Source organism: Paraburkholderia sp. D1E (assembly GCF_052682275.1).
The window spans coordinates 2,453,609-2,473,196 of sequence record NZ_JBQYMB010000001.1 but is presented as its reverse complement, the minus strand read 5'-3'; the positions used below and the strand labels follow the sequence as shown (position 1 = coordinate 2,473,196).

18 protein-coding genes are annotated in these 19,588 nt (G+C 61.7%); 9 read left to right on the top strand and 9 right to left on the bottom strand.

Annotation, left to right across the window (positions count from 1 at the left end):
• Positions 1–68 precede the first annotated feature (68 nt).
• Both ACUN0E_RS11220 and ACUN0E_RS11215 read right to left on the bottom strand, forming a co-directional pair.
• Positions 69–509, bottom strand: coding sequence for a hypothetical protein (locus ACUN0E_RS11220; protein ID WP_408508189.1), 441 nt, complete (start codon positions 507–509; stop codon positions 69–71).
• A gap of 12 nt (positions 510–521) precedes the next feature.
• The gene (locus ACUN0E_RS11215) at positions 522–1,262 is read right to left on the bottom strand and encodes a helix-turn-helix transcriptional regulator (protein ID WP_445566606.1); all 741 of its coding nucleotides are present in this window, start codon (positions 1,260–1,262) and stop codon (positions 522–524) included.
• Positions 1,263–1,494: 232 nt separating this feature from the next.
• Between ACUN0E_RS11215 and ACUN0E_RS11210 the strand changes: the two genes are divergently transcribed.
• Positions 1,495–2,280 (top strand): SDR family NAD(P)-dependent oxidoreductase, encoded by a 786-nt coding sequence (locus ACUN0E_RS11210; RefSeq protein WP_408235784.1) that lies wholly within the window; start codon positions 1,495–1,497, stop codon positions 2,278–2,280.
• 16 nt (positions 2,281–2,296) lie between these two features.
• Here ACUN0E_RS11210 and ACUN0E_RS11205 read toward each other — a convergent pair whose 3' ends face one another.
• From ACUN0E_RS11205 to ACUN0E_RS11185, 5 genes are all read right to left on the bottom strand, one after another.
• Positions 2,297–3,100, bottom strand: a complete 804-nt coding sequence (locus ACUN0E_RS11205) for an SDR family oxidoreductase (protein ID WP_445566605.1) — start codon at positions 3,098–3,100, stop codon at positions 2,297–2,299.
• Positions 3,097–3,906, bottom strand: coding sequence for a MoaF C-terminal domain-containing protein (locus tag ACUN0E_RS11200; protein WP_445566604.1), 810 nt, complete (start codon positions 3,904–3,906; stop codon positions 3,097–3,099). Before ACUN0E_RS11200 ends, ACUN0E_RS11205 begins: the two co-directional genes overlap by 4 nt.
• Positions 3,907–4,194: 288 nt before the next feature.
• Positions 4,195–5,313 (bottom strand): class II histone deacetylase, encoded by a 1,119-nt coding sequence (locus ACUN0E_RS11195; RefSeq protein ID WP_408484881.1) that lies wholly within the window; start codon positions 5,311–5,313, stop codon positions 4,195–4,197.
• A gap of 58 nt (positions 5,314–5,371) precedes the next feature.
• Positions 5,372–6,607, bottom strand: coding sequence for an MFS transporter (locus ACUN0E_RS11190; RefSeq protein ID WP_445566603.1), 1,236 nt, complete (start codon positions 6,605–6,607; stop codon positions 5,372–5,374).
• A gap of 97 nt (positions 6,608–6,704) precedes the next feature.
• On the bottom strand, positions 6,705–7,766 hold the full coding sequence (locus tag ACUN0E_RS11185; RefSeq protein ID WP_445566602.1) for a porin: 1,062 nt from the start codon (positions 7,764–7,766) through the stop codon (positions 6,705–6,707).
• Between the two features lie 354 nt (positions 7,767–8,120).
• On the opposite strand from ACUN0E_RS11185, the gene ACUN0E_RS11180 reads away from it, so the two are divergent.
• Positions 8,121–9,260: a response regulator transcription factor gene (locus tag ACUN0E_RS11180; RefSeq protein ID WP_445566601.1), complete on the top strand. Its 1,140-nt coding sequence runs from the start codon at positions 8,121–8,123 to the stop codon at positions 9,258–9,260.
• Positions 9,261–9,269: 9 nt separating this feature from the next.
• Here the strand turns inward: ACUN0E_RS11180 and hpaR are convergent, their stop codons facing one another.
• Positions 9,270–9,677 carry a homoprotocatechuate degradation operon regulator HpaR gene (gene hpaR, locus ACUN0E_RS11175; protein ID WP_408235805.1) on the bottom strand — a complete coding sequence of 136 codons (408 nt, stop codon included), beginning with the start codon at positions 9,675–9,677 and terminating at the stop codon, positions 9,270–9,272.
• Positions 9,678–9,857: 180 nt separating this feature from the next.
• Here hpaR and ACUN0E_RS11170 point away from each other — a divergent pair, with 180 nt between their 5' ends.
• The 7 genes from ACUN0E_RS11170 (at position 9,858) to hpaI (ending at position 16,018) form a co-directional block, all read left to right on the top strand.
• A complete protein-coding gene (locus tag ACUN0E_RS11170) occupies positions 9,858–10,631 on the top strand; it encodes a fumarylacetoacetate hydrolase family protein (RefSeq protein ID WP_445566600.1) in 774 nt (257 codons plus the stop codon).
• Positions 10,628–11,386: a fumarylacetoacetate hydrolase family protein gene (locus ACUN0E_RS11165; protein ID WP_445566599.1), complete on the top strand. Its 759-nt coding sequence runs from the start codon at positions 10,628–10,630 to the stop codon at positions 11,384–11,386. Before ACUN0E_RS11170 ends, ACUN0E_RS11165 begins: the two co-directional genes overlap by 4 nt.
• Before the next feature lie 125 nt (positions 11,387–11,511).
• On the top strand, positions 11,512–12,969 hold the full coding sequence (gene hpaE / locus ACUN0E_RS11160) for a 5-carboxymethyl-2-hydroxymuconate semialdehyde dehydrogenase (protein WP_408338538.1): 1,458 nt from the start codon (positions 11,512–11,514) through the stop codon (positions 12,967–12,969).
• 63 nt (positions 12,970–13,032) lie between these two features.
• Complete coding sequence (hpaD, locus tag ACUN0E_RS11155) at positions 13,033–13,896, top strand: 3,4-dihydroxyphenylacetate 2,3-dioxygenase (protein ID WP_445566598.1); 864 nt, start codon at positions 13,033–13,035, stop codon at positions 13,894–13,896.
• A 21-nt stretch (positions 13,897–13,917) separates the two neighbouring features.
• Complete coding sequence (locus tag ACUN0E_RS11150) at positions 13,918–14,316, top strand: 5-carboxymethyl-2-hydroxymuconate Delta-isomerase (RefSeq protein ID WP_408235820.1); 399 nt, start codon at positions 13,918–13,920, stop codon at positions 14,314–14,316.
• A 74-nt stretch (positions 14,317–14,390) separates the two neighbouring features.
• Positions 14,391–15,194, top strand: a complete 804-nt coding sequence (hpaH, locus tag ACUN0E_RS11145) for a 2-oxo-hept-4-ene-1,7-dioate hydratase (RefSeq protein ID WP_408235823.1) — start codon at positions 14,391–14,393, stop codon at positions 15,192–15,194.
• A 20-nt stretch (positions 15,195–15,214) separates the two neighbouring features.
• Positions 15,215–16,018 carry a 4-hydroxy-2-oxoheptanedioate aldolase gene (gene hpaI / locus ACUN0E_RS11140; RefSeq protein WP_445566597.1) on the top strand — a complete coding sequence of 268 codons (804 nt, stop codon included), beginning with the start codon at positions 15,215–15,217 and terminating at the stop codon, positions 16,016–16,018.
• A 1,029-nt stretch (positions 16,019–17,047) separates the two neighbouring features.
• On the opposite strand, the gene ACUN0E_RS11135 is transcribed toward hpaI, so the two are convergent.
• Complete coding sequence (locus ACUN0E_RS11135) at positions 17,048–19,381, bottom strand: EAL domain-containing protein (protein ID WP_445566596.1); 2,334 nt, start codon at positions 19,379–19,381, stop codon at positions 17,048–17,050.
• Positions 19,382–19,588 lie beyond the last annotated feature (207 nt).

Genomic DNA, 19,588 nt, shown 5'->3' with positions numbered 1-19,588 from the left:
GGAAAACATCTAGCGCTCGTTTGCGGTTACGTAGCCGGGATTACGCGCTCGCGGCCGGTTGCTTGCAGTTATGCGTAAAGGCAACGCTCGAATGCGTCGCGCTGCACGAACAACCGTTCGGGCAGCAACACTGCTTCGGCCGCATTGATCTGCATAAGCAGCGCAAAACGTGCGCCGTCGCTATGCCCGACAATTGCGCAGTTCGCTTCCACGAAGCCGCGATTAAAGCGCGGATCGCCGCTCACAATGTCGACGTCGTCATGCAGGCCGACGCACCGTGCGCCATCGACGATGTTCCAGCTATCAGGCAAACGCAGCAGAATGTCCGACACGTCTTCTTCGCGAGAGATCACGGCGGCCAGCGCGGCCTGACGGCGTTGGAACCAGCGAGCGCCATGCATGCTGTCGGCGCGTTCTACCGCCACGGCCGCGACAGCGTAGAGGAGCATCGGCTCATCGGCCTCGACCGCTTCGACGCGCGTGTCATTCATCGGCCAGGTGTCGATCATGGCGTCGATCCTTTATAGAAACAGCGCGCCGATCATTTCCGTGCGGCTCGACACGCCGAGCTTGCGGAACATGCGCAACAGGTGGGTTTTGACCGTGGGCTGCGCGAGCGCGAGGTCACGTCCGATCTCCTTGTTCGACAAGCCATTGCGCACGAGGCGCGCGATCTGTTGTTCGCGATGTGTCAGGTTCGGACGGATATCGGTATCGACGTCTCCGTCGTGGCGCAGATGCGTGCGCATTGGCCGCTGATCGCGCAGCGCCGGCACCAGTGCGGCTTCCAGCAGGGGTTGCACCGCCCTCGCATGCTTTTGATCGTCGTCGGAAAAGGCTTCCGCGGGCGCCATGCGCAGCAGTGAAAACGCGGCCACCGGACGGGTGCCTCGCGTACCATCCCGGAGCAGAACCTCCATCACATCGACCACCTGATGCGGATTCAGGAATCGCCGCCAGTACACCGAGCCGCCGCGCACCGTCTCCGGCAGTTCGCCCGCGAGCGTGAGCACGCTGCCCGTCTGCGTCGAAAAGCGCGACGGATGCATCGGATCGAGTGTGCAGTAACGCTGCAAATACGTGCGATGCATCGTCTCGGTCATGCCGAACAGCTCGAAGCCGGACGGTTCGTTGTCCGCGCCGACCCAGTAGAAGACCGTCGCCGAGGGTCGCACCAGTTGCGCGAGCGCATCCACTGCGGCGCCCAGTGCGGGCATGAAAGCGCTTTGGGACGCAGCTTCGTCGCGAATCGTGTTCAACATGGCGCTCTCCCGGTTCACCAGCTCAAGACCATCGTACGAACGTGCGATTCCGCAGCGTGAGCACAAATTGGCAAATCGACCCGATCCGCGCAGTCGAACGACGGTATCGTTGTCATCCTTTTGCCTGATTTCGCGGCACGCCCCGCGTGTCTAGACTCTGGACTCACGCTTCACTCCTTTCATCACGCTAAATCACATCCAGTCACGTTCAATTACGTTCATAAGGAACGCCATGTCCCAACAACGCACGGTTGTCATCACAGGCGCAGGCACCGGCATCGGTGAAGCCTGCGCCCGCCTGTTTGCTTCGCGCGGCGCGCGCGTGGCATTGATCGGCCGACGCCGCGAACCACTCGAACGGGTGGCGCGCGAAACCGGCGGCCTGGCGCTCGATGGCGACGCTGCCAGCACCGCCGACTGGCAGCGTTTCATCGCCGCGATCAAGGCCGACGGCGGCACTGTCGATGCGCTGATCGCCTGCGCCGGCGGTTTCGGCATGGGCACCGCCATCGAGACCGACGACGCCGCCTGGTCCGCCGCGATGCGCGCGAATCTCGACACGGCCTTCGTCGCCGCCCGCGCCTGCCTGCCCGATCTGATCGAACGACGTGGCGCGATCGTGCTGGTCGCCTCGATCGCTTCGCTCGCAGCGGGGCCCGCCGTTTGCGGCTACACCACGTCGAAGCACGCGCTGATCGGCCTCACACGCTCGCTCGCACGCGACTACGGCCCGCATGGCGTGCGCGTCAACGCGGTATGCCCCGGCTGGGTCCGCACGCCGATGGCCGATGCGGAAATGCAGCCGTTGATGCAGCGTTACGACGAAACGCTCGATGCGGCTTATCAACGCGTCTGCGCCGACGTGCCGTTGCGCCGTCCCGCGCACGCAGAAGAAATCGCCGGCCTATGCGAGTTTCTGGCGTCGCCCGCTGCGTCGATCGTGACGGGCGCCACCCTCGTGGCCGACGGCGGCGCCTCGATCGTCGACGTGCCGACGCTCGCCTTCGACCATATGTAAGCGAGGCCGCAAGGCCTCAGCTCATCGCGGCGGTCGACTCTGGCAAGGTCGCGCCGCCATCGACCACGATGGTTTGACCAGTGATGTACGAGGCCGCGTCGGACGCTAGAAACAGCATGGCCGCCGCGATATCCGACGGTTCGCCCAGGCGCCCGAGCGGAATTGCCTGCTCGATACGACGGTTGTGCGCGTCGTCGCCGAGATTGCCCATCGCAGGCGTGCGGATCATGCCGGGCTCGACGCCGTTGACCGTGATCCGGTGCTTCGCCAGCTCCAGCGCCGCAGCGCGAATGAAGCCGTTCACGCCCGCCTTCGACGCCGCATAGTGCGCGAGCCCCGGATACGCCACACGCGGCCCGGTCACCGACGAGGTCGCCAGCATCCGGCCGCCGCCTTGCCGGATGAACGCGGGCGTCGCCGCCTGCGCGAGCCAGAAGAGCGCGGCAAGATTCACGGCGAGGGTGCGCTGCAAAATCGCGGGCGTGATCGCATCGAAGGCCGTGAGTGGGAAATACGCTGCGTTATGCACGACCACGTCGAGCTTGCCGAAGTCTGATTCCACCTCACCAACGAGGCGCTCGATCTGCGCGTACTCGGCCATATCCGCCTCGTAGGCGCGGGCGGCGGCGCCGTGCTGCGCGAGACGCTGCGCCGTTTCCGAGGCCGCGTCGCGGTGTAGATCCGCGATCGCCACGGAGGCGCCGCGCGCGGCAAACGCCTCGGCAATGCCGCGCCCGATGCCTTGCGCGCCGCCGGTCACCAGCACCACCTTGCCGGCGAAATCACGCACGCTCGTCATATGCTGCGCGGCGTCGCTCATTGCGGATGCAGCGTCACGTTGAGCACTTGTGCGAGTGCGCCGACCGGGAAATTCGACAGCGCGTCGAATTGGTTGCCCCGATAGCCGAAAATCTTGCCATCCGTTTTCTTGCGTTCGAGGTCGATCATCACCACACCGAGCGTCGGAATGATTTTTTCGCGCCAGACGAACAGGTACAGATCTTTGGCGATGGCGATGTAGTGGCAACGGTCCACATCCGCGAGCCCTGCTTCCACGCCCGCGAGGCATTGCCACGCATAGAAATTGTCGTTCAGATAGACGTGTTCGTACTGTTCCGTGGCGCTATACGTGTACAGGTTGCGCATGCCGATCAGCTCGCGAGTCGGATGATGCAATGCCGCGTCCGTGTTAGCGCCCTGCTGCGCGATCCTGCCGTGGCGGAACTGCACCTGTACACCGGTCAACTCCATGCCTCGCTCGACACGCGTGAACGCATCGGTACGGGCTTCGCTTTCATTCGGCAAGGTGCCGGCCACTGCGGTGCACAAGCCCTTTTTCACATCGAGCACGTAGCTCGTCGCTGCCGGCCGCGAGCCATCGCCACCGCCGATGTAATCGACGAAGTAAATGCCGTCGCGCACCGAGGTGACCCGGCATTCGCATTGACCATCAGCCGTATGCAGCACATCCGCGGAGACGAACGTCAACGTCTCAGCGGAGCCATCGGCCAATTCAAGCTGCAATGTGCGGCCAGTCAAGTCATCGACGGGCGGCAGGATGTGACTGTCGGGCGCGAAACCTTCGGCCAGCGCGCCGACCTGAATGAAAACGGGTTGAGATGTCATTGTCTGTATTGCTCCAGTAGTTCGATGATTTGCCGCGGCGCCGCTCGCATCGAGCGGCAGCCCGTGGCGCCTGTGACTACTGTACGGAGGCCTCGGGCCCGGCGGCATCGACCATAAGGATGACAACGCCCGTGACTTCAAGTGGCCCAGTGCGTCTGAAAGGCCAGACGCCCCAAGGCCCGTGGACCCTTTGGGCGCTGCGCGGCCTTTAGACATTCCGGAGCCTTTGGGTGCTGCGTGGCCTTTGGGTGCTGCATGGCCTTTAGACACGGCGGAGCCTTTGAGCCCTTAACGCGTTGACAGCCCAAACTCGCCGGCCATCTCATCGATTAGCCCACGCTGAAACGCCTTAAAGCGCTCGTTAGGCTGCTGTGCGATCGCCAGATCGAGCATCGGATCGGTCACCTGCGTACGCACGTCAGCCAGCGTTTCGACAATCGCGTGCCCGCAGAACGGCACATACGCTTCCGAATACCCGCCCTCATGCACGATCACCAGCCGGCCGCCGCAATATCGTTCGGCGGCATCGCACATCAGTTGCGTCATCGTGCGATAGCTCTCGCTGTGGAGCAGCATGCGCGCGAGTGGATCGACCGCGCTTGCGTCTAGTCCGCTCGCCACGACGATCAGATCCGGCCTGAACGCATCGAGCGCGGGCAGCACGATGCGCTCGAACGCATACAGATAGGCGTCATGGCCGCCGCCCGGCAACAACGGAATGTTGACGTTGGCTCCAACGCCCGCACCCGCGCCGCGCTCATCCGCGCCGCTGTAACCCGGCGGAAAGCAGCGGTCCTGATGCAGCGAAATCGTCAGCGTGTTGGGATCGTCGTAATAGATCGACTGCGTGCCATTGCCGTGGTGGACATCCCAGTCGATCACCACGACGCGTTCAACGCCATGCTTCGCACGCGCCGCTTCGATCGCAACGGGAATATTGGCGAGCAGGCAGAAGCCCATCGGCTTGTCACGCAGACAGTGATGACCGGGTGGGCGCGACAACGAGAATGCATTGCTTGCCCGCTTGTCGAGCACGGTGTCGATCGCGCTGATGGCAAGCCCTGCGGAAAGCGCAGCGATCTCATAGCTGCCCTTGCCAAACGGTGCGAGCTCACCCAGATCGCCGCCGGTCGTGTCGCTGAGCGCCTTGAAGCGATTCAGATAGTCCCGCGGATGAACGCGCAGCAAATCGTCTTCAGTGGCAAGCTCCGCCCCCTGCATGTCGAGCGACGCTGCCAGCCCCGAGGCCTGGATCAACGCCAGCAGCCTGCGTTTCGAATCGGGCGACTCCGCGTAACCACTGCTCGACGGCGGCTGCACCCAGCCGCCGACCGGAAAGAACAGCGCATGCGTGCCGCCTGTATGCCAGAAAGTGCGTTCGTCCGTAAAAAATGCCGTTTTGCTCATGATGTCTCTTACCTGTAGTTCACCTGCGGATTCAAATCGACCGGATTCGACGGCACGGTCACCCACGCGCGCCCGGCACTTCACGCCCGCTACGCTCGACACGTAGCAGGCAAACGAAAGACAACGCGCAGATCAACGCCGCGCCCTGAAACAACGTATTGAGTCCCACCCCCGCGTCGAGGAGAAAACCGGCGATCAGCGGACCGACTGCGAGCCCCGCGCCGATCACGAAGTTCAGCGTGGCGATCAAACGCCCGGATGTATCGGTTTTTGCGGCTGCGGCGAGAATGAACGGCAACACAAAGGTCCACGCGAACTTGAAGGCGAAGATCGCGGCGGCGTAGCCCATCGAAGCTGGATGCGCCGACAGACCGAGCAAAGCCGCGACGAGAATCGCGTAACCCGTCAGCAGCATCGCGGCACGCGCAATCCGGTTGCCGATGAACGATGCGCTTGCCGCGCCGACGATTCCCATTACGCTTGCGGTCGCGAGCAGTTCGCCGGTGTGGCCAGCGTCGAGTCCGGCGAGCGACGCCGCCTTGCTCGCGAACGTCCAGACGCCGCCGATTGCCACATAGAAAGCGAGCACGCCGCCGATCACCAGCGTCGCGAGAAACCACCTGCTGCCTGTACCGTTGATGCCGGACCCAGCCTGTTGCACCTGCTTGCCGCTGGCGCCGCCCAAGGCCGGATCGAAGCCGCGCGTGAGCGGCGATGCGATCAGCGCGAGCGCGGCCAGCACTACATACAGCGCCCGCAAACCGAACGCGTCGAACAGATGCGGCAGCACGAACAGGCCGAGCGCACCAGCCACCAGTTGACCCACCACCCACAAGCCATACACGCGGTCGCGATTGCCGCTCGTCGCCGCGCTCGTCATGCACAGCACCATCAGCGTGCCGCCGCCGAGCGCGGTCAACGCGCGCAGCACCAGCAACACGGCAAAGCCGGGCATCAGCACCGCTGTGGCGAGATTGCCGATGCAAAACACCGCCGTGGCGATTGCCGCGACACGGCGCGCGTCGACTCGACCCAACCACAAGAGCGATGGCAAGGTCGCGCAGCTGAACGCGCCGAGTTCGACGAAGAAATACGTGCCGATCTGCGAGGCGCTCAAACCGAGCTGTCCACCGAGTTGCGCAGCGACTGCTGGCGCGACGAGCAGCAACAACGGCGTGATCGCAGCAAACACCACCAGCGACAGCAGCGTGGACGTCGCGAATTCGCGCGGCGCCGCCGCGGATGTCGCGGACGCAGCGGCCGTGGCAAAAGAAGATGTCGAAGAAGTTTTCATGGGGCTCAGAGGTAACGGTTGCGGTTGCAACAAAAGCCGATACGCGGGCTATGAGAGACGAATACCAGCCGGCGTTCTCGACACCGGCGGCGGGCAATCAGAACGTGTGATACATGCCGAGCATCGCGCCGAACTGCGAGGCGCCGTTGAGCGACGTTGCGTCGTATTCATAGACCGGTTGCGAGCTTTGACTGCTGTTGCGCGAGTAGCCGAGATTCACATACGCCACCGTGCGCTTTGACAGTGCATAGGTGCCGCTCGCGATGAACAGCGTCGGATGACCGACGCTTGGCGTGTTCGACCAGGTTTGATAGACACCGCCCGCGAGGCCAAAGAAATTGTCGATCTGGTAGCGCGCCCCGCCCCACGCCACGGTTTTCGACGGCGCGAGCGATCCGGTTTGCCGTTCCGCGCCGCCGTATAGCGAAAGCGTCGCGATGTCCCAATGCGCCGCCAGCGTGCCAATGGTCTGCTGCAGTCCCGAGGTATCCACATCGCCGGATGCCGTACCTTGCGCCCGATGCAACGCCGCACTGATACCGTAGCCGTTGCCGCCGTATTGCGCGCCGATTTCCAGCACCCGGCCCGAGCGCGAATTGCCCGCCACACCACCGGTCGCCGCCAATGCTTCGGCGCTGAAGCCGCCGTAATCCGCAGTCTTGAACTTCACTGAGTTATCAATGAAGTTGGCCGACAGCGGCACCAGCACACCCTGTCCGCTGTACGCCGCGTACAGCAGCGGGTCGTAGAAAACCGTGCGATCGAACAGCACGCTGAACTGCCGCCCGAGCGTGACGGTGCCGAATTTGCCGGTCAAACCGACATAAGCGCCGCGAAAGAATGCGTAACCAGGTACCGTGGCCGTGCCATCGTTCACGTTGATGCCCTGCTCGAGGCGGAAGATCGCCTGCAAGCCGCCACCCAGGTCTTCCGTGCCCGTCAAACCGATCTGCGACGGCAACACGCCGTAGTTCTGCAAGTTGACCGCGCTGTGCTGGCCGTCCGCGTTCGTGCGGTACTGAATGCCGGCGTCGACCAGACCGTACAGCGTGACACTCGATTGCGCGTGGGCGGTCGTGGCGCAGAAACCGGCCGCCACACTCAATACCGCCAATGTCTTTCGTCGACCGCCGCGCTGCCGCGATACGTTTCGTTTCATCGAGAAGCTCCAAACCGTCTGATGTTTTTGTAATGTGTCCGTTGCTGCGGGCTGCATCCCTCATCGAGTGCAACGGCAGTGTCGGTAGCGGCAATTGCGCTGAATAGACGTCCAGATGAACGGTATGGAAAACCCGCACGCGCTTGCGTGAAGCCCCAGTGCGATTGACATGCGTGGATATGTTGAATGGCCCGGCGCAATGACGCGGCGCGGCATCCGCGGCCCGGGGCCGTTCAAATGAGGGGGTGTAGCGCCATTTCGGTCGCTGCGTTTTTCAAAAAAACGCCACGTATAATCGATCGGCACGCCGCGCGAGCAGCCGGACGCGCCTTATCGACAGCCGAAGGAGCCAGCGTGACAGTCACCGCGGACACAAAGCGGGTTATCGATCAGTGGGGTGAAATGCCCCCTGCCATTCCGCTCGACGATTACGCAGGCGCGCCACTCGAACAGCGCAGCGCCGACTTTGAAGGCACGCTTTCCGGCAACGGCACCGCTGCGCGCGGCCTGAGCCTTTTCCTGCTCGACCTCTATGCGCTCGCCAACCGCACCGGCATCGGCGAATTCGAGCACGGCTTCTTCCGCCTCCTATCGCAGCATTTGCCGTTCGACGCCGGCTGGACTGGCGTGACGACGCACACGGCCAACGGTCCCGTGATGCACAACAGCTTCGTCTATGGATTGCCGGGCGAGTTCTTTACCGACTGGCAGCGCGTGCGCGACTGCGATCCGCTCGCGCTCGGCTCGATGAACCGCTACGGCCGCGCGCTGGAAGTGTCGATCGTGGCGCCCGGCATCGATCCGCGCTTTCGCAACTGGGCAATCAAATACGGGCTCGCGCAACTGATGGTGGTGTCGGCGCTCGATCATCGCTTCGGGCTCGCGACCTTCCTCTCGGTGTATCGCCGCGCGCTCGACAAACCGTTCTCCGCAGCGGACGCGCAAACGCTGGAGGACGTGATTCCGCACTTAAGCGCGGCGCTTACGATCAGCCGCTCGTTTCAATTGACGCGCGAGCGTGGCGAAGGCGTTTCAACGCCTGCACGTGCGATCTGCGACGGCTTCGGTGCCGTGCACCAGGCGGATAAGGCGTTCGAAACCATTCTGCGCAGCGAGTGGCCGGGCTATCAGAACCAGCATCTGCCGGCGCCGCTGATTGCGCATTTGCATGCGGACACCGACCACCCGTATGTCGGCGAGACGGTAACCGTAAGTTGTTCGCCCGTGGTTGGCCTGTTTCAGCTGGAAGCGCGCCAACGCTCCCCGCTCGACCGTTTGAGTCCACGCGAACTGAGTGCGATCAAGCTGTACGGCGACGGCCTCTCACACAAGGAAGTCGCGCAACGCATGGCGATTTCGCCTGCCACCGTGCGCCACTATCTGCGCTGCGCGTACAAGAAGCTCGGCATGCACGACAAAAGCCAGATTCCGTGGCTACTTGGGTTGAGGGAGACCGCTGCTACAAATGCCCCGGTGCCCGGCCAGGGCAATTGAGCGGCTGCTTCACTCGTCCTCTTCTTCAAGGCCGGCAAGCAGATCGTCGACCGCGCGATACACGCGCTCGACGATTTCCGGCCCCACCTTGCGCTCCAACTCGCGATAGTGCGCCTCGAGATCTTTCGAGATCACGCGCACCAGATCCACGCTCGTGCTGGTGAGCGACACCAGCACGCGGCGCTGGTCTTCCGCAAAACGCTCCTTTGTCAGCAGCTCCATGCTCTCCATGCGCGCAAGCACGCCCGCCATGCTCGGGCTCGAAATCGTGCAGATATCGGAAATGTGGCGCGGCTCCATGGGGCCGTGCTCATTGAGCGCGCGAATCACGCGCCATTGCTGTTCGGTCAGTCCGTGCGCGGTAATCAACGGACGGAAACGCTCCATCATTTTTTCTCTGGCGCGCAGCAACAGCATGGGCAGGTTGCGGTGTAAAACTCGGGTAGAAGCGGAAGCGGACATGGTGGAAGATAAATAAAAGGCAGCCGTCGAAGCTTAAGGGAAAACCCGCAATCAGCCGACAGGCTATTGACCGTGGATGATATCAAGCGCAATAATACTAACATGTTAGTGTTTTCTCTGAGAGACAGCTAATTTATGTTTGCACTTGCCGATCACCTGCTACACCCCGAAGGCGACGCGCTGCCTCGCGACGTGGATGCGCTCACCGTTGCCGCGCTGCTCGCACGCGGCGTAGCCTGCCGCGCGCCCGTTTCCGGCGCAGTTTATGGAACCTTGCTGAACGACCGCGCCGCATTGGAAGCATTGGGCGATGCGGTTCATGCCGCTCCGTATAAAGCACCGCCCAAAGCGCCGATTCTCTATCTGAAGCCGCGCAATACGTTCGCTGGTCATCGTGCGCGTGTCGTCGTACCTGACGATGCATTGGGCGTGGAAGTCGGCGCTTCACTGGGTATCGTGATTGGCCGCACTGCAACACGCGTCAGCGCGGCCCAGGCATTGGACTACATCGCCGGTTACACGCTGGTCGCCGATCTGAGCGTACCGCATGCGAGCGTGTATCGGCCTTCGGTACGGTTTCGGGCACGCGACGGGTTTTGCGTGATCGGTCCGGCCGTGGTTGCCGCGCATCATGTTGCTGCGCCAGACAATCTGACGATTACGGTTTCACTTCCCGGACGCGAGGTTTTCAGTGCCAGTACTGCATCCTCGGTACGCAAGGTCGCTCAATTGATTGCGGACGTGACCGATTTCATGACGCTCAGCGCCGGCGACGTCATTACGCTTGGCGTGCCTCATGGTTCGCCGGTTGCGCATATCGGCGATACGGCCACGCTGTCGATTGGCGGCTTGCCGCCGCTCGAGGTGTCGTTTGCCGGCGCGGAAGAACAACATGGAGAACAGCAATGATGCGCGGCCGTGTTGCGTATGCAGGAGCGATTCACGAGGCTTATCCGGACGCCAACGGCGTGCGCCTCGCCGACGGCCGCGTGCGTCGTGAGGATGAGGTGGTGTGGCTCGCACCGGTCGAAGTCGGCACGATCTTCGCGCTCGGCTTGAACTACGCCGAGCATGCGAAGGAATTGCAGTTCAACAAGCAGGAAGAGCCTTTGGTCTTTCTCAAAGGCCCGGGCACGGTCATCGGTCACCGTGGCTTCACGCGCCGCCCTGCCGACGTCGCCTTCATGCACTACGAGTGTGAACTGGCCGTCGTGATCGGCCAAACCGCGCAGAACGTCAAGCGCGAAAACGCCATGCAGCATGTGGCCGGCTACATGATCGCCAACGACTACGCGATCCGCGACTACCTGGAAAACTATTACCGCCCCAACCTGCGTGTGAAGAATCGCGACGGTGGCACGGTGCTCGGCCCCTGGTTCGTCGATGCGGCCGATGTCACAGACGTCACGCAACTCGAATTGCGCACGTTCGTGAACGGCACGCGGCAGCAACACGGCAACACGCGCGATCTCGTCACCGATATCCCCGCGTTGATCGAATACCTGAGCAGCTTCATGACCCTCGCACCCGGCGACGTGATCCTGACCGGCACGCCGGAAGGCATCGTCAACGTCAATGCAGGCGACGAAGTAGTCTGCGAAATCGACGGCCTTGGCCGTCTTGTCAATACGATTGCATCCGACGCGGACTTTGGCCGCGCCTGATCGACAGGCTTTGCATGAGATCGGAGTAAGCGCTTTGCATGGGCCGGAGTAAGTGCTAAAGCACAAACTCCAGCCGACAGCTGAAGCACTAACCCGGATCGACACCAGAAAGAAAGGACAAGGCAATGCGAATCGAACATCTGATCAACGGCAAATCGAGCGCCGCGAAAGACTACTTCGAGACCGTCAATCCGGCGACGCAAGACGTGCTCGCCGAAGTCGCCCGCGGCGGTGCGGAAGAAGTCGACGCCGCCGTGCGCGCGGCCAAAGATGCGTTTCCGGCGTGGGCCGGCAAGCCCGCTGCGGAACGTGCAAAAATCATTCGCAAGCTCGGCGAGTTGATCGCGAAGAACGTGCCGGAAATCTCGGAGACCGAGACGAAGGACACTGGTCAGACGATCTCGCAGACGCGCAAGCAACTCGTGCCGCGCGCCGCCGACAATTTCAGCTATTTCGCGGAGATGTGCACGCGCGTCGACGGTCATACGTATCCCACCGATACGCATCTGAACTACACACTGTTCCATCCAGTCGGCGTCTGCGCGCTGATCTCGCCGTGGAACGTGCCGTTCATGACGGCAACGTGGAAAGTCGCCCCCTGTCTTGCGTTCGGCAATACCGCCGTGTTGAAGATGAGCGAACTGTCACCGCTCACTGCCTCGATGCTCGGCAACCTCGCGTTGGAAGCCGGCATTCCGGCCGGCGTGCTGAACGTCGTGCACGGCTTCGGCAAAGACACTGGCGAGCCGCTGGTGGCGCACCCGGATGTGCATGCGGTGTCGTTCACCGGATCGACGGCAACCGGCAATCGCATCGTGCAAACCGCGGGCCTGAAGAAGTTTTCAATGGAACTGGGCGGCAAGTCGCCGTTCGTGATTTTCGACGACGCCGATTTCGAACGCGCGCTCGATGCCGCTGTATTCATGATCTTCTCGAACAATGGCGAACGCTGCACGGCGGGCTCGCGCATTCTGGTGCAACGCTCGATTTACGCGCGCTTTGCCGAGCGGTTCATCGAACGTGCAAAACGCTTGACGGTGGGCGATCCGCTGGCCGACAGCACGATCGTTGGTCCGATGATCAGCCAGGGGCACCTGGCCAAAGTACGCAGCTATATCGAACTGGGTCCAAAAGAAGGCGCCACCCTTGCATGCGGTGGACTCGACGCACCCGACTTGCCCGAAGCCATGCGCAAAGGCAACTTCGTTCAGCCAACGGTATTCGTCGATGTCGACAACCGCATGCGGATCGCGCAGGAAGAGATCTTCGGCCCGGTCGCCTGCCTGATCCCGTTCGACGACGAAGCCGACGCGATCAAACTCGCCAATGACATCTCCTACGGTTTGTCGAGCTATATCTGGACCGAGAGCACTGGCCGCGCCTTGCGCGTCGCCGCTGCGGTTCAGGCCGGCATGTGCTTCGTCAACAGTCAGAACGTGCGCGATCTGCGCCAGCCATTCGGCGGCACCAAGGCATCGGGCGTGGGCCGGGAAGGCGGCACGTGGAGCTACGAAGTGTTCCTCGAACCGAAGAACGTGTGCGTGTCGCTCGGCTCGCATCACATTCCGCGCTGGGGCGTCTGAAACGCTGGTCATTTTCGCGCGAGGCCATCGTGCCTCGCGCGCCACACAGAATAGGAGACCGCGATGGGCAAACTCGCATTGGCAGCAAAAGTCACTCATGTCCCGTCGTTATATCTGTCCGAACTCGACGGTCCGCATAAGGGTTGCCGTCAGCCCGCGATCGACGGCCACCATGAAATCGGCCGGCGCTGCCGCGAATTGGGTGTGGATACGATCGTCGTATTCGACGTGCATTGGCTGGTGAACAGCGAATACCACATCAATTGCGCGCCGAAATTCGAAGGCGTCTATACGAGCAATGAACTGCCGCATTTCATCAAGAACATGCCGTACGCGTATCCCGGCAATGTCGGGCTCGGCGATCTGATCGCGGAAGTTGCGAATGAGATGGGCGTGAAAAGCCGTGCGCACAGCGAGACCACGCTCGAACTCGAGTACGGCACGCTGGTGCCGATGCGCTATATGAATAGCGACCAGCACTTCAAGACGGTCTCGGTAGCCGGGTGGTGCATGTGGCACGACCTCGAAACCAGCGCGCGCTTCGGCCTCGCGGTGCGCAAGGCCATCGAGGAACGTTACGCCGGCACCGTGGCGATTCTGGCGAGCGGCTCATTGAGCCACCACTTCGCCAATAACGGCACGGCCGAGCAGTTCATGCACAAGGTGTGGAGCCCGTTTCTCGAACAGATGGACCGCAAGGTGGTCGAGCTGTGGGAAGCCGGCGACTGGAAGACCTTCTGCGAGATGCTGCCGCTCTATAACGAAAAATGCTGGGGCGAAGGTGGCATGCACGACACCGCCATGCTGCTCGGCGCGCTCGGTTGGGATCGTTACGACGGCAAGGTTGAAGTCGTCACGCCGTATTTCGGCAGTTCGGGCACTGGCCAGATCAACGCGATCTTTCCTGTGACGCCCCTACCCGCTTAAGCCCTGAGTAAGGAGCCTACTGTGCCGCATTTGACACTCGAATACAGCGCCAATCTCGCCGGCGAAGAAAGCATCGGGCAGCTTTGCACGTCGCTCGCCGCTTGCCTCGACGCACAACGCGAGAACGAACAACGCCTTTATCCGCTCGGCGGCATCCGCGTGCGCGCCTTGCGCTGCGAGCAGTACTGCGTTGCCGACGGCAGAGCCGACGCCGCGTTTCTGCACGCGAACCTGAAGATCGCCGCTGGTCGCTCGGACGCCGCAAAAAAGGCGACTGGCGATGCGCTATTTGAAGTGATCAAGCAGCACTTCGCCGCTGAATTTGAAAAACACGGTATGGCGTTGTCGCTGGAGATCAATGAATTCAGCGAAACCGGTACATGGAAACACAACAATTTGCACGCGCGGCTTAAGGCCTAGTCCCGGACCTCATACCCGAGCCTGGCGCTCGGTCCTACTACCTATGCCTGATCGCGGCTTATAGAGAATCCATCATGCTAGACGAACAGACTATCCGCGATCTCGCGGCCCAACTCGACAATGCCGAGAAAACGCGCACCCAACTGCGTCATTTTTCGGCCAAGTATCCCGAGATGACCGTACAGGACGGTTACGCGATCCAGCGCGAGTGGGTGAAACTCAAACTGGCCGAAGGCCATGTGATCAAGGGCCGCAAGATCGGCCTGACTTCACGCGCCATGCAGCGTTCCTCGCAGATCGACGAACCCGACTACGCGCCGCTGCTCGACAGCATGTTCATCGAAAGCGGTCAGGACATCCGCGCCGACCGTTTCATTGCGCCGCGTGTGGAAGTGGAATTGGCCTTCGTGTTGAGCAAACCTTTGAAGGGCCCCGGTGTCACGCTATTCGACGTGCTAGACGCCACCGCCTACGTGACTCCCGCAGTGGAGATTATCGACGCGCGTATCGAACAATTCGACCGCGAGACGAAGGCGCCGCGCAAAGTCTACGACACCATCTCGGACTTCGCGGCCAACGCCGGCATCGTATTGGGTGGCCGTCCGGTGCGTCCGATGGACGTCGACCTTCGCTGGGTCGGCGCATTGCTTTACAAGAACGGCGCTGTTGAAGAAAGCGGACTGGCAGCCGCGGTGCTGAACCATCCCGCCACTGGCGTTGCATGGCTCGCGAACAAGATCGCCCCATACGACGAGATGCTGAATGCAAACGACGTGATTCTAAGCGGTTCGTTCACGAGTCCGATCACGGCACGGGCGGGCGACACGTTCCACGTCGACTATGGTCCGCTGGGCGGCATTGGTTTGAATTTCATTTGAGTTCATTTGAGTTAATCGACATGTCCCCACCGAAAAACACATTCAAGCGCGCGCTGGCAGAGGGCAAACCGCAATTCGGCCTATGGGCCGCGCTCGCCGACGCCTACGTAACCGAGTTGCTGGCTACCGCCGGTTTCGATTGGTTGCTGATCGACAACGAGCACGCACCGAACGACGTGCGCAGCACACTGGCGCAATTGCAAGCCGTGGCCGCGTATGCATCGCATCCGGTGGTGCGTCCGGTGCGCAGCGACAGCGCGTTGATCAAGCAATTGCTCGACATAGGCGCACAGACCTTGTTGCTCCCGATGATCGACACAGCGGACCAGGCCGCGGACGCCGTAGCGGCCACGCGCTACCCGCCGCAGGGCATTCGCGGCGTGGGCAGTGCATTGGCACGGGCTTCGCGCTGGAACCGGATACCGGACTACCTGAACACCGCGGCAGACGAGTTGTGTGTACTGGTACAGGTTGAGACGGTACAGGGAATGGAGAATCTTTCCGCGATTGCGGCGGTGGAAGGAGTAGACGGTGTTTTTTTTGGTCCGTCGGACCTGAGTGCATCGATGGGATTGCTGGGCAAGCCCGGTGATGCGAGCGTACGCGAGGCGATTTGCAACGGCATCAGGAAGGTGCGGGACGCCGGCAAAGCGGCGGGGGTACTGGCGCCGGATTCGGGGATCGCCGCCGAGTACATGGCGGCGGGCGCGACGTTTGTTGCAGTGGGGACAGATACGGGGTTGTTGAGCCGGGCGGCCGCAGATTTGGCGGCCTCGTACAAGAAGACTGCCGGAGTGGCAATGCCCGTGAAGGGCGGGTATTGAGGCATGACTGTTTTGTTTGCCTGCGCGGCGCTTGGTGTCTGGTTGCCTGCGGTGTTGGGCTTTACTTGAGTTGTTTGCCTGTGCGGCGCTTTCTTGTTTGCCTACCGGTGGCGTTGGCCTTTCCTTGATTTTTTTTGCCTGCGGGGCGTTTGTTTGTCTGTCTGTCTGTTGGCCTATGGCGTTGGCCTTTCCTTGAATTGTTATTGGATTATTAGCGTCGCCCCTGTGCGGGGCAGGCACCTACTTTTCTTTGCCTGCTGCAAAGAAAAGTAGGCAAAAGAAAGCAGCTCAAACCGCTAGCTCATAAGCGGGTCCCCTGGCTCGGAGGGGATAGTGGCGCATCTGGAATCTGTGTTCCCGCACATTCAGCGTGAGTGACAAGGGGCTCATCCGCTCCCACTCCGCACTGCGTGCGTCGCGGATGAGTCTGCATGGGAAATCAGAGGCTTCGTTTAGGTGCGGTGGGGCCTTCGGCTTCGTATCGGCGAGGATGGTGCTATATGGAAACACGGGGCTTCGGTGGCGTGGTGGGAACCTTCAGCTCCGCCTCTGCGGAAGGCTGATGTGAATGAATCACCAGCGCCTCTATCAGAGCATAGGTGAAGCAACGGCCAGCCCAGTCGTTGAAAGAAGCTCGGGCACCAAAACGTAGCGCATGGCGTTTGAAGCACGCTTCGGCACGCGCAGCGCCGCCGTAAGCATGACTGCCTTGTCACTCACGCCGAATGTGCGAGAGCACAGATTCCAGATGCACCACTACCCCCTCCAAGCCAAGGGGCCCGCTTATAAGCTAGCGGTGTGAGCTGCTTTCTTTTGCCTACTTTTCTTTGCAGCAGGCAAAGAAAAGTAGGTGCCTGCCCCGCACAGGGGCGACGCTAATAAACCAATAACAATTCAAGGAAAGGCCAATAGCCAAAGAAGCCCGATGAAGGAAAGGCCAACGCCATAGGCAACCAGACACCAAGCGCTGAGCAGGCAAAAAAAACCAAGCAAAACCCCAACACCGCAGGTAAACAAAAACCCCACCCCTTATTCCCCCGCCGGCCAAGGCAACCCCACCGCCGACCAATCCATCTCCACCCCAATAACAGACCTCTCAGCAGCAAACTGCAAAGCCAAAGTAACAGCAATACAAGGCCGGCCACTGGCCAAAGAAAGATAAGGATTACTAGCCACAGCAACCCCAGGCAACAAAACCGCATTACGGAAATAAGGCCGATGATCCCATCTCGCATCGCGAGGATTGGCCACGGGATGCAGCGAGGCCGCTTCGCTACTCCAGGCCGGCCCACGCAATTCATGCCCAATCTGCCGCCCCGAATCATCCAGAATAAAACAGCTGATACAGCGATCAAACGTAGCCAACACAGCAAACGCCTGATCCATCAAAGCGCCCGCCAGCAAATCATCAGCGGCACGGCTCAAAGCCGACCGATACGGCTCGACCTCCGACTCGAACAACGCATACTGATACGCCCTCCCCTGGGCAATCACATCGAAAGCATCATCGATCCGCCGATGCACTGACTCCGGCCGCGCAATCTCGGCAGCCGGCCGTCCAAGCAGATACCCCTGCGCGAAATCCACATTCGACTCAACAGCAAGAATCAACTCCTCAGTGGTCTCCACGCCCTCCACGACAACCAGCATCCCCGCCTGATGCAACAGCGAAACGAGCTTCGGCAAGATCGGCTGCCCGGAGCCGTGACTGGTCGCGCGAATCAGCTCGCCGTCGAGCTTCACGATATCCGGCCGAATCCGGAACAGCCGGTCAAGATTCGATTGACCCGCGCCGAAATCGTCCACGGCGATCAGGAAGCCGTGCTCGCGGTACACAGCCGCGGCGCGCGACATGTCGTCGACGCTGCCGCCATGCGACTCCAGAATTTCGAGAATCACTCGCTCAGGTTCGAGCCCCACCGCTCGCACGATCATGGCGAGCTGATTCGCATAGCCTTCGGAGATAAACGTGGCGGGCAGAATGTTGAGGAACAGCCACGCGTCGCCGGGCAACGACTTGCGCGCGTTGGCCAGATGCACGGCATGACTCGCACGATCGAGTGCGCCTTCGTCGCTGGACGGCTTCGGCGCGAACAGCACCACGGGCGGCACCAGCGTGCCGTCGTTCTGCTCGCCTCGCAGCAGCGCCTCGAAGCCCACCTGCTTCTGATGCGACAAACTATAGAGCGGCTGGAAGTGCGAAGTCAGGTAATAGTCGTCCCAGAGATGCCGCGGCGCCACCGCCTCGCCCTCGGCAAGCATATCGGCGGAGAGCATTTTTAGCGCATCGAGCGGCAACGCGCGTTCGGCGCATACGCGGTTTCTGCCCGAATGCTTGGCGCGCAGCAAGGCTTCATCGGCACGGTCGAGCAATACCATGATGCTTTCGCCGCTCCGGTGTTCGGCCACGCCGAAGCTTGCGGTCAGATGGCCGTCAGGGCGCTCGATCACGGCAATCGCGCCGCGCAGGCGCTCGGCGAGCGCCAGTGCGCCGGCCAGGCCGTCGCGCAGCAGCACCGCGAACTCCTCGCCGCCGATCCGGCTCACGCTGTCGTCCGCGGCCGTCTCCTCCATCAGCACCTGGGCGACCTGGTACAGCGCATGGTCGCCGACCGCGTGGCCGAAGCGGTCGTTCAGCGATTTGAAACTGTCGATGTCGAGAAATATGGCGCTGACCCGTGCATCGGGCTTCATGGCGTCGAGCCGTCGCTCGGCCTGCTTCACAAACGCACGGCGATTTTGCAAACCAGTCAGCGGATCGGTCGCAGCGAGTTGCGCCAATTGGCTCTCGAGCAGAAAGTGATTGCGCCGGAACCGGTAGAAGCTGAAGTGAAACACAGCGGAAGTCGGTATGCCGATCGCCGCGATCCACATCCACACGACCACGTCGACGTCATGCGTGCGCGGCTCGCCGAATAGCAAGGCAAACGCCGCCGCATAGAAAATCGCACTGCCGACGAGGAAATGCGTTGGCGTAAGCCATAGCGGCGCGGCGCAGATCGGGATCGCAACCATGGCCGGCAGTATCCACAACAACGGTTGTTCGACGCCGGAGACGTTCAGCACGAGACCGGCTACCAGCACCAGCGAGTACGCGACACCGATTGCGCCGAACGTCCGGCTCGAGCCGGCGCGTGGAATCGCCATCACCAGCAGCGCGAGCACCAGCGCGCAGGCAAGGCGGTAAGCGAGCGGCGTCGCCGGGCCGTCGACCAGGTTGCGCGCCCCCACGAAACACAGGAACGCGACAACGGTAAAGGCCATCGTCACGATCGAAAGTGGACGCTGGTGTTCCAGCGATCGTTTATGAAAGCGATCGCGCAAACCGGAATCGGACAGTCGCTTCGTTGAGGTAGAAAGCATATTGATAGATATCAGGCTGGCTCCGGTCACTCGGCCAATGTATAACGGCAACCGTCTGACAAATATTTATGCCCTATCCGCAAATAGAATTGCGCCCCGCCCAGTAAGGGCTACACCGCCCTCACGCGATTTCGTCCCACCCCCTGGCGGCAGCGAAGCATTCAACAAGCCGGACTCCAAACGGCATACCGACGCTGTTTATGAGTC